Here is a 10,783-nt window from a genome sequence, read left to right as displayed (position 1 = left end):
GAGGCTGTTGGGGTGGAGGAGAATTTCTTTGACATCGGGGGGCATTCCCTGTTGGCGACTCAACTGGTTTCTCGGTTGCGAGAGGCTTTTGATCTGGAACTTCCCTTGCGTACTCTGTTTTCCTCTCCTACTCCCGCCGCTTTGGCTGTCATCATTGATAAAATGAAAGTTACTGCCGATACGAAAATTGATGCACCTAAAATCACAAAGATTTCTCGCGAACGACGCCGAGTTCAACTTTCGTCTCAAGAGGAGCTAAAACTTCCTGATTCCTTAAAAAACTTAAACTCAGGAATGAACATTCAAGGAAATGATCCGAATCAGTGACATTGAGCGCATTGGTTATGGGTCTCTAATGGCCCAGGTATAACCGACAGCAGGACAGCAACTCTTGCACCATTCATGCGGTTAGTTGATGATAGTTGTTATCACGATTGAGGAGAAGCGTTTTTAGGCGGCGATGTCAGTTTTATATAGACCAAAACGTTTTGGATTTAGGAAGGTAAACTATAAATATGTTAGGAATATTAGGCGGGATGGGTCCCTTAGCATCAGCAGAGTTTATCAAAACAATCTATGAATATAATATTTTCGGAGAAAAAGAACAAATAGCACCTAAAGTGCTGCTTTATTCCGATCCAAGTTTTCCTGATAGAACGGAGGTTTTACTAAGAGGAGAATATGATTGGCTCTTGAATAATTTAACTAATGCTCTATATCAATTATGTGATTTACAGGTTTCGAGAATTATCATCTGTTGTATAACATCTCATTATCTATTGCCCCAGCTTCCAATTCAACTAAGAGAGCGAATTATTTCACTGGTAGACGTGATCCTAAATGAGGTTCTAGAACGACAAGAAAATCATTTATTGCTGTGTACCCATGGAACACGAAAGTTAAAAATATTCCAAGACAATAATTTATGGCAACGAGCAAAAAAATACATTGTTCTTCTGGATGATGAAGATCAAGAGAATATTCACAACATGATTTATCACATTAAAATTTATCCTAGGGCTTATTCTAGTCAATCTAATCTTCAATTTTTAGAGAGGATGAAAAAGAAGTATAAAACAGAGTGTTTGATAGCTGGTTGCACAGAAATACATTTATTAAATAAGTTTTTGTTGACACAAAAAAAATCTATAAATTGCCCATTTTTAGATCCTCTAATTGTGGTTGCTCAAAAGCACATAAATACCGTACCCTAAATAAGGAAGAAATAAAACGAAGAAACCTATCGCAATATTATTAAAATTATTGATCTGAACTATTAGTTTTTTAAGTAATAGGCAATGTTTTAAGCTGGATAAATGTTAGATATTATTTACTAATCATTTGTCACCTAGCACAAGTATGAAACTATTTCAGTATAAGCATTATACCTAGAAAATTTCTCAGGTTTTATTTCGGATAAATATCTCTGAATTGAAGTTTTATGGTAAGTAGTATCTTTTCTTATAGGATTTGTTGTGCCAATTTTTTGATTAATTTTGATGATAGTTGAAATAGGTATATAAAGAACGATAAACTCCTTTAGTTTGGATAAAAAAACGAACTATTTCATTGTTTATTGCCCTCCCAAGCCTCTGATATTCTCACCAGTTCTTGATCTGAATTATGAAATCTGTCAGTCAACCATTTGCACTTGTTCGTGAACTCCCTACCTTTACTCTCTTCTGGCTGGGACAGTCTCTGTCTGAAATTGGAAATCGTCTTACGGGTTTTGGCTTAGGTATCTGGGTTTATCAACACACTCATACGGTTACACAACTAAGTTTAGTTATATTTCTTACAACCTTACCTGGTGTATTAATTACTCCTTTTGTTGGTGCCTTTGTAGATCGCTGGAATCGACAATGGATCATCATTTTTAGTGACCTAGCTGCGGCTTTTATCACACTAACACTCGCTTTACTACTACTTACGGATCATCTACAAGTCTGGCATACCTATCTATCTGCATTTTTTACTTCAGTGTGTGGTTCTTTTCAAATGACGGCTAAGTCAGCAGCTTTACCCATGATGGTTCCCAAAAATTGGATTGGAAGAGCTAATGGCTTGATTCAGTTCAGCACAGCAGTCGGACAACTTTCTGCACCAATCCTTGCTGGTGTAATCATTGCCACTTTCAAGCTTCAGGGTTTGCTGCTCATTGATTTCTCTACTTATCTCATTGGATTGTTTACACTCTTAGTGATTCAGATTCCTCAACCTAAACCCAGCACCATCTCAGCTGAGGGAGATGCGGCAATTATTCAGGAGATTATTTACGGATGGAAAATCATTTCATCTCGCCTATTTTTGGTTATGTTATTAGTCTTCATGAGCGTTCATTTCTTTGTTGATGGGATGACTAGCGTTTTAATTAATCCACTGGTCTTATCCTTTTCCTCAACGACGACATTTGGGACTGTTATTTCGTTTGCGAGTTGTGGAATGGTTGCTGGGAGTATCTTTATGAGTATTTGGGGTGGTGGAAAACAATCAACTTCTGCTTTGTTTATGTTTTCTGCATTAAATGGAATAGGTTTAATTATCGCTGGAGTTAAACCCAATATCTCTACAATCGCTGTTGGTCTTTCTCTGTCGTTTTTTACCTTGCCAATTATTTTAGGTACTAATCAGACAATTTGGCAAACTAGCGTAAACCCCAATGTTCAGGGGCGTGTACTCTCATTATTCAGCACAGTAACGGGTCTAACCTTGGCTTTTGGTAATCTTAGTGCCAGTCCACTAGCAGACCGAATCTTTGAACCGATTCTATCCGATGATGGGTTGTTGGCTAACAGCGTTGGACAGTTAATTGAAACGGGTCAAGGGCGTGGAATTGGTTTTTTGATGATTATAGCAGGGTTGTTTGTTTTATTTACATCAGCCATCTTTTACAGTTATAATCGCTTGCGAAAGGTTGATCTGGATTAGCTAGCCATCGCTTCCTCGTTCCGCACCCTCAACCGTCTCATGCGCTCGGCTCAGTTTCTCCCCGAAAACCAATATCAAAGTCAGTTTCCAGAATATTGAACAGATGAATGATATTATCGTCGCACATCTGTGACGCGCCAACTCAGCTTAAGATTTATCCAGAAATTCCACACCGTCACCGCCGCGATCGCGATTAACTTAGAAATATATTCATTGATGCCAAAGACATTAAACAACAAATTCACCAGTAACACATTGAGAATGAGTCCGGCTAAACAGACTAAATTGAACTTTAAAAATCGCTCCAGTCGCTGACGCCATCCCCGTTGATGTCGAGAAATATCGCCAAACGTCCATAAATCATTCCACAAGAAATTATTGAGAATCGCGACTTCAGCTGACAGAATCGCACTGCGGGTTAATCCCAATCCCGCTTGCTCTCGCAGCAGATAAAATATCCCCATATCCACAAATACGCCACTGAAACCGACTACACCAAAGCGAATAAATCGACCAATAGGACCCAAGGATAAACGTAAGCGTAGTAAGTGTTGCAAATACTCTACATACTGTTTCCACGTAACCTTACTTTCCCCCGCTTGACGCTCTTGAAACACATACCCCACTTCCCCAATCCAAGGAACTTTCCCTCGACCCAAGACTTCAATTAAAATTTTGTATCCTAGGGGACTCAGAGGACGACCGACTAAACATTGACGGCGCACCATAAAATAACCACTCATGGGGTCAGAAACCCGCCCGATGACTCCCGGTAAGAGGATTAAGCCAATCGTTTGAGCGCCACGGGATAAAAAGCGGCGGATAATACTCCAATCACTCACACCACCACCTTCAACATGGCGACTCGCAACGGCTAAATCTGCACCCCGTTGGATCTCACTCCATAGCTGCAATAACAGTTCGGGGGGATGCTGGAGATCCGCATCAATTACCCCCAAAACCTCTCCCCGCGCCACTTGCCATCCTCGAATCACGGCGGTAGAGAGTCCCCGTTCCTCAATCCGCCGCATCACTTGTAGCTGAGGATAATCCGCCGTGAGTTCCATCGCCACTTTCCAGGTTTCGTCTGGACTATTGTCATCGACGACAATCAGTTCATAGTCCCCCGCTAATTGGGAATCGAGTAATCGGCTCAATTGCTCGACAATCTGGGGAATATTCTTCGCTTCTTTGTACGTGGGAATAATTAGGGAAAACTGTAAGGGACCTTCTTTTGTTGTCGCTAAGACAGTAGTTACATCCGGAACCACAAAGGAACCGGACGGAACAGGAAGCAGGGAATTCGGGGGATTGACATTCATTAGCTGTTTTTAACGTTTGATTTAAGCAGCTTTATTGCATTTCGTGCAGCGAGTAAGACGTAGTTTGTTTCTTTGCAGGAGCGAGTATAACATAAGACATAAGACGATCAAATCCATTAACTTTCATCTTTCTCTCCGACTTATTGAGAACGTTGATAGAGGTGAACAGTGAATTGGTCTTCTTCCATTGTTCCCACCAGTGGCTGGGTTTCTACCAACTGGTATTGAGGCTTTAAAGTGGTCTGGATGTTTTGTTGAAACGTCAGTTTTTCGGCTTCTGTTTTGGGCTTTGACCATATCGGATCACCGCTATCTAACCAGAGTACACGAGAAAAATTGCCCGTTTGAGTATTCAAGGTTTTCTCTAATACCGGAGCCAGTTTCGCGGGAGGTTGCGCCAGTAAGGTGACGGGCAAATCTGGGGGAATATAATAGGCTAAACGGAGGACGTGACCCCAAGCCTGAGAATTCATAGCGATTAAGGTAGGAGTTGTCGGTTCTTGCTCAATGATGTCGGCAATTTGATGGAACATCCGGCGATCGCGTAATGTGAAATCCCCGATACTGATCACTAGATAGAACCCTAACACTATCGCGGCGGCGAGGGGTCGCCATTTTCCCATTGTCCGCTCAATCCAGGCGGCGATTAAGAGCAAGCATCCGGGTAAAATAAAGATCATCGATCGCCCCCAGCCAAAACCAACGGTAAACTGACCTTTGAGGATATCCACCATTAACGCCAGGACAAGGGGAAAAATCCCCAATAGTAACGCCACACCCAAAACCCTGTAGTGATGCTGACGCCATAGCCTGATACTACAGACAACCAAGAGTGCGATCGCGCCTATCCCAGCGATAGTAGCACTGACAAGGGGTAAACTGGTAACCCAATCTCCTAACACTAAATGAATACCTAGGGTTTGCGTCACTCCTTCGAGGTGTTTCCCTACGGTTTCCATCCAGGTTTGAGTCCCGCCAAACCGCTCTAAATCAGCATTTCGTAGTTGTTGTCGGGTTCCCCATAACACCCAAGGAATCATTAATATGATCCCCGCCACAAACCGGAGTCCGTGTTGCCACCAATGTTGCCGATCTAACCATAAGACTAAGATAGCCAGAGCGACAATAAAAAAGGCGAAGTAATAAAAGGTGAGGAAACCTGCGGCGATTGAGCCAATGAAGACTAGATTCCATAAGAGTTTAGTATAGAAACTTGATCCCTCACCATCCTTGTATTCTTTATCTGGAACCGTTAGCCTTTTGGGTTCAATCAATTCCAGCGCCGCCCAAGCACTAAGAATCACCCACAACAATAGTGGACCATACATGCGGACATTGAGCGAGTGAAAGAGATAATAAGCATTAGTGCCTAAAAGAGCCGCCAATAACAAACCGCCTTGATGACCCAGCAAACGACGACCTAAACCATAAGCGCTACCGATTGCACCGATACTAAAGAAAACGTTTAAGCTGCGCGTAGCCGCTACCCCATTACCGAACAGTCGTAACCAAAGATGTTGACCCAGAAAAAATAGAGGCGGATGGGGTTCACCAGCTAATCCTTGGAGTAACTTTTTTAAAGTGGCTGGGATAGCACCAATACCGTTTTCTACAGGTAAACTCAGTAATGGGGTATAGTCAGCTAAGGTAACAGGCAACTCCTTCGGCGTGGAATAGGACGTTTTTTGACCCGTAGACAGGAGCAGGGACAACACCTCGTCGTACCAAAATTCTCGGTGACTTAAGTTAACGAGTCTTAACAGGACTGCGATCGCGATCGCGATCAGTAATGCCCAAGAAAATGTCCGGGAGAGTTTAGAGAGGGGAAAACTTCGGCTCATCAGAGAGGGCGATAGACACAAGAGTAGGTTCTTTGCCAGTTTAATCGATCATTTGGCGGTATTTTTCTTTAGCTACATTAATCTTGACGAAAAAGGCGGGAGTGCAATCCATCCTCCCAGAGAGTTTATCGTGCGATCGCCTTCTCCCCTAGCTGACTTTTCACGGGAAGTCTTGAAACCGAGTTGGTAGGGGGATGAGTGATACCAAAGTTGCGTTCTATCATGTCTAGGAAAAGCGAAGCTATAGCGAGGAACGAGCGTCAGAATCTCACCAGATGCTTCGCCTCCCGGTTCCCTTGAGCAAGCGCGTTGGGTAAAAACCCTGTTACAACTTTGAGTATCGTTTAGCCAAACTCATCAATAGTTCAATAGTTCTAAATTATTTCTGGACTATCCCTAATGGGTAATCCACTTGCTGATTTAAAGTGTCCTGTAGAGACAGAATCTATTTGTATCTTTAGATGATCAACTAGTTTGTTAATTGTAGGGGCGGGTTTAGCCATTTAATGTTGGAATCCTACCGATAACCTCTCAGCAAAACCCGCCCCTCGTCATAAAAGGGAGGTAAGTAGGTCGGTGGAAATAAACCGAACTATGTTAAGTTCTGTGAATGTTCCTCAAACCCTTACAAATGACAAATGACCAATGACTAATGACGATTTACGCCGTTAACTTTAATTGTCCTCACCTACTTATAAGTAGCGAATGTTACCATTTAGGAGGATTTTGGGTCGAGCCGTATAGCGTCGTTGCCGCTAAGTTTATCAACCATGATAAACCAAGGAACATTGATCTGTTCCGACAATAGTGTATTATACCTCTTGCCAGCATAATATATTCCCGATAATTAGCCAAGCTGAATTGTCATTAAAAGTTGACATTTGCACCATTTAAGCTTGACAAATTTTAGGATTTAAGCAGGAAGAAGACTGATGCTCATTTATATTTACAAAAAGTAAACAAAAAATATTAACTAATTTAAATAATTGTGAATTCGTAAAATACAACACGATTTTTCTGATACAAATAAACCTAGGAAATATTTCTTATGGCAAACGCAAGTTCACGCTTATAGAGTGTAGAAGGTGCTGATATGAACGAAAATACTTACGAATTGGAATCTGAACTGAAAACGTTGAACCACGTCTATCAAACATTATCTGAAGTCAATCCTCACATGAATGATGGGAGTTATGGACTCGAATCTCTGGGATTAAGGAACCTTGGTCATCTGTATCACAATCTCCCGGTTCCCCAGCTTATTGAAGAAGCCCTAAAACGGCATGAAGGCGTTCTCGCTGCCAATGGCGCTCTTTGTGTAGAGACAGGGAAATACACTGGACGTTCTCCTGCGGATAAATTCATCGTTGATGAGCCAGGGCTGCATGAGGAAGTGAACTGGAATAAAGTCAATGTTCCCATATCACAGGAAAAATTTGACTTACTTTATAAACAGATGTTGGCTTATTTGCAAGGCAGAGATCTGTTTATCTTTGATGGGTATGTCGGCGTTGATCCGCAATACCGCCTGGGTGTACGAGTTATTAACGAACTCGCCTCGCAAAATTTGTTTGCCCATCAAATGTTCCTCCGCCCCACTCCAGAAGAACTGAATACCCATAACCACGAATTAACCATCATTGCGATTCCTGGTTTACAGGGAGACCCAGAAATTAATGGTATCCATAGTGAAGCCTTTATTGTCGTCAGCTTTGCCAAACGGCTGGTTTTGATTGGCGGTTCGCGCTATGCCGGTGAAATCAAAAAATCGGCATTCTCATTCATGAATTATCTGATGACGAAGCGCGATGTTCTGCCCATGCATTGTTCCGCCAACATGGACAAAAAAGGGAACACCGCGTTATTCTTTGGACTTTCGGGTACAGGAAAAACCACCTTATCAGCTGATCCCACACGGCATCTAATTGGGGATGACGAACATGGATGGTCAGAACGGGGTATCTTCAACTTTGAAGGAGGTTGTTACGCCAAAACCATTCGGCTGTCGCGGACAAATGAACCCCAAATTTGGTCAGCGATTCGCTTCGGGTCAATGATGGAAAACGTAGTTCTCGACCCAGCCACCCGCGATCCCAACTATGATGATGGTCGCCTCACGGAAAATACACGAGTCGCGTATCCAGTCGATTATATTCCTAATTGTGTCATTCCGGGGATCGGTGGTCATCCCGGAACCGTTATTTTCCTCACCGCAGATGCTTTTGGAGTATTACCCCCGATTACCAAGCTGACCAATAATCAGGCAATTTTCCACTTCATGTCAGGTTACACCAGCAAACTCGCGGGTACAGAACGGGGAATTACGGAACCCCAAGCCACATTCTCCGCTTGTTTCGGTCAACCGTTCCTTCCTCTGTCGCCAACTGTCTACGGCGAGATGTTATTTGAACGACTGGTGAAATATGATGCCAATGTCTATTTAGTGAATACTGGGTGGACAGGTGGACCTTACGGCGTTGGCACACGTATCCGGATTCAAGACAGTCGCGCCATGGTTGCGGCGGCGTTGAGTGGCGAGTTGGAAAAGGTGCAATACTATCACCATCCCATCTTCAAGATCTTAGTGCCAAAATCAGTTCCCGGTGTTGACAGCAGCATTCTCGATCCCCAAAACACCTGGAGTGATCCCCAAGCCTACGAGACACAAGCGAAGGATTTGGCGAAACGATTTGTGGAAAACTTCAAGAAGTTTCCCAATGCGCCGCGTGAAGTGAAGGAAGCAGCACCTGTTTTTGAGTAACTGTTTCGATGTCTTCCCGTAACAACCTTTACTGATTACTGTAGGGTTGTTGCGGACAAGAACCTGAACGGGTAAGGATGCCTAGCTGTCATTGGTGTCAACTGAAGCAAACCAATAATCGTGTAGAGACGTAGCATGCTACGTCTCTACATTTCTAAGGTCATTTCTAAGGTCATTTCTAAGGTCATTATTATCTTCAGGGGCAGGCTTTAGCGATAATGTTTGGGAAAAAACCGATAACTACAGTGACATACTCCTCTAGGGGAAGCATGTAGAGACGCGACTGCCTTCAACAGTTGAGGAAACCCTAGCGTGAGAGATCGCTGGGGCACATAGAAGGACTAGACTTCACTAGATTATCACAAAACATGACCGAACAGGCAATCCGGCAAGGGAGATGGAGTAGGAGGGTAGATGCGATCTTCGGGATAAAAAAAATGAGGCTCTTGATGCTCTCCAAGTCTGTCCAAGAGATTGTTAACAGGAGTGAATTTACCCATACCCCATAACCCCATACCCCACACCCTACACCCTGTCTCCTTTTTATCTGTCTTACCCGCCCCTTGAGACTAGGCTGGGGGGAGAGGATGACCAATGAAACATCAATCATGAACCATGATAGTTTACGCGATCGCTTGCACCTTCGGACACAGGGCGACCCGATCGGATTGAGTGGACTACCGTTGAGAATTAATGCAAGCGGGTCGCCCCTACATGGACATTGATGCGCTGCGGATCGCTCCTAAATGACCAATGAACCATGAACTATGAACCATGAACCATGACCAATCCCATAACGATAACTTTTCGATTTATCGGTTGAGTTTTAAATTGCTCCATCACCCCATCACCCCATCATCCCATCACCCCTTGAGCAACGCGGCAAACGGCTCATGTCCCCGTAGATGATCAAAATCTGAGTCAGTTTGGGCTAAGGTGAGATATTCGCTGGGATTCAGGCGAATCGCGGCTTGTAAACTCGCGATCGCACCCTCTTGATTTCCCAGTAAGGCATAGCAGCAGGCTTGATTGTACCAGGCGTATTCGTCGTCTGGATCAGAGGCTAATGCTTGGTCATAACTCGCCACGGCTTCGGGATATCGAGCCAGTTTCCGTAGTAGTTCCCCGCGCTGATACCAACTCCAGGGGTCAGTGGGTTTGATTTCCAACGCCCGATCATAGCTAGCTAAGGCGTCTTCTAAGCATCCCCATCGTCGCAGGGAATCTCCCCGTCGGTACCATGCCCAATAATCATCGGGTTGGGTTTCTAAGGCTTTTTCATAACTGGCAATTGCCTCTCCATACCGTGCCAAATGCCGCTGGGCGTCACCTAAGCGATACCAACTCCAGTAATCGGTTGGTCGAAGCTTCAGGGCTTCCTCAAAGGAGGTAATCGCTTCCTTGTACCAATCCAAATCTTCTAGCGCTACCCGTCCTCGATTGTACCAAGCCCAATAGTCATCGGGTCGAGTATCCAGGGCGTGATCATAACTGGCGATCGCGTCTTCGTAGCGTTGTAATTCTCGCAGTACCGTGGCGCGTTGACACCAACTCCAGTAATCGGTGGGCTTTTCGGCTAAAGCTTGGTCATAACTGCTTAACGCTTCCGAGTACTGTCCCAATGCATCTAAAACATCGGCTCGCCAGTACAGCGCCCAAAAATCATGGGGCTTGTAGTCTAAAGCCCGATTATAGCTGGTCAGTGCCTCTTCATAGCGTCCTTCATCGCGCAATCCATGCCCTTGATTTAACCAATCTCTATAGCTATCAGGTCTGCACTCTAGCACTCTGTAGATAGTATGGGCAGGTGTCTGCCTCATCGATAATGTTGTACTCATAGTTTAGTCTTGAAATTATGTAACGGATAGTGAAGTGGTGACTAATAATCAATGACATAAGACATAAGACTAATGACCACTGACATAAGACAA

General features: G+C 43.8%; 7 protein-coding genes. 4 read left to right on the top strand and 3 right to left on the bottom strand.

Annotation, left to right across the window (positions count from 1 at the left end; all coding sequences use genetic code 11):
• The 3 genes from RH949_RS03220 to RH949_RS03210 all read left to right on the top strand — a co-directional run.
• The coding region (locus RH949_RS03220; RefSeq protein ID WP_446351905.1) for a phosphopantetheine-binding protein at positions 1-327 on the top strand (327 nt) is incomplete at its 5' end.
• A gap of 188 nt (positions 328-515) precedes the next feature.
• Positions 516-1,214 carry an aspartate/glutamate racemase family protein gene (locus RH949_RS03215; protein ID WP_044209822.1) on the top strand — a complete coding sequence of 233 codons (699 nt, stop codon included), beginning with the start codon at positions 516-518 and terminating at the stop codon, positions 1,212-1,214.
• Between the two features lie 409 nt (positions 1,215-1,623).
• Positions 1,624-2,928, top strand: coding sequence for an MFS transporter (locus tag RH949_RS03210; protein ID WP_006104300.1), 1,305 nt, complete (start codon positions 1,624-1,626; stop codon positions 2,926-2,928).
• A 113-nt stretch (positions 2,929-3,041) separates the two neighbouring features.
• Here RH949_RS03210 and RH949_RS03205 read toward each other — a convergent pair whose 3' ends face one another.
• The gene (locus RH949_RS03205; RefSeq protein ID WP_446351904.1) at positions 3,042-4,250 is read right to left on the bottom strand and encodes a glycosyltransferase; all 1,209 of its coding nucleotides are present in this window, start codon (positions 4,248-4,250) and stop codon (positions 3,042-3,044) included.
• A gap of 140 nt (positions 4,251-4,390) precedes the next feature.
• Positions 4,391-6,091: a glycosyltransferase family 39 protein gene (locus RH949_RS03200; RefSeq protein WP_446351903.1), complete on the bottom strand. Its 1,701-nt coding sequence runs from the start codon at positions 6,089-6,091 to the stop codon at positions 4,391-4,393.
• A 1,093-nt stretch (positions 6,092-7,184) separates the two neighbouring features.
• On the opposite strand from RH949_RS03200, the gene pckA reads away from it, so the two are divergent.
• Positions 7,185-8,852, top strand: a complete 1,668-nt coding sequence (gene pckA / locus RH949_RS03195) for a phosphoenolpyruvate carboxykinase (ATP) (RefSeq protein ID WP_446351902.1) — start codon at positions 7,185-7,187, stop codon at positions 8,850-8,852.
• A gap of 863 nt (positions 8,853-9,715) precedes the next feature.
• Here the strand turns inward: pckA and RH949_RS03190 are convergent.
• Positions 9,716-10,690: a tetratricopeptide repeat protein gene (locus RH949_RS03190; RefSeq protein WP_446351901.1), complete on the bottom strand. Its 975-nt coding sequence runs from the start codon at positions 10,688-10,690 to the stop codon at positions 9,716-9,718.
• Between the last annotated feature and the right edge of the window lie 93 nt (positions 10,691-10,783).

The sequence above is a fragment of the Coleofasciculus sp. A1-SPW-01 genome (assembly GCF_040217205.1).
GTDB lineage: Bacteria > Cyanobacteriota > Cyanobacteriia > Cyanobacteriales > Coleofasciculaceae > Coleofasciculus > Coleofasciculus chthonoplastes_A.
This window is presented reverse-complemented; position numbering and strand designations above follow the sequence as displayed.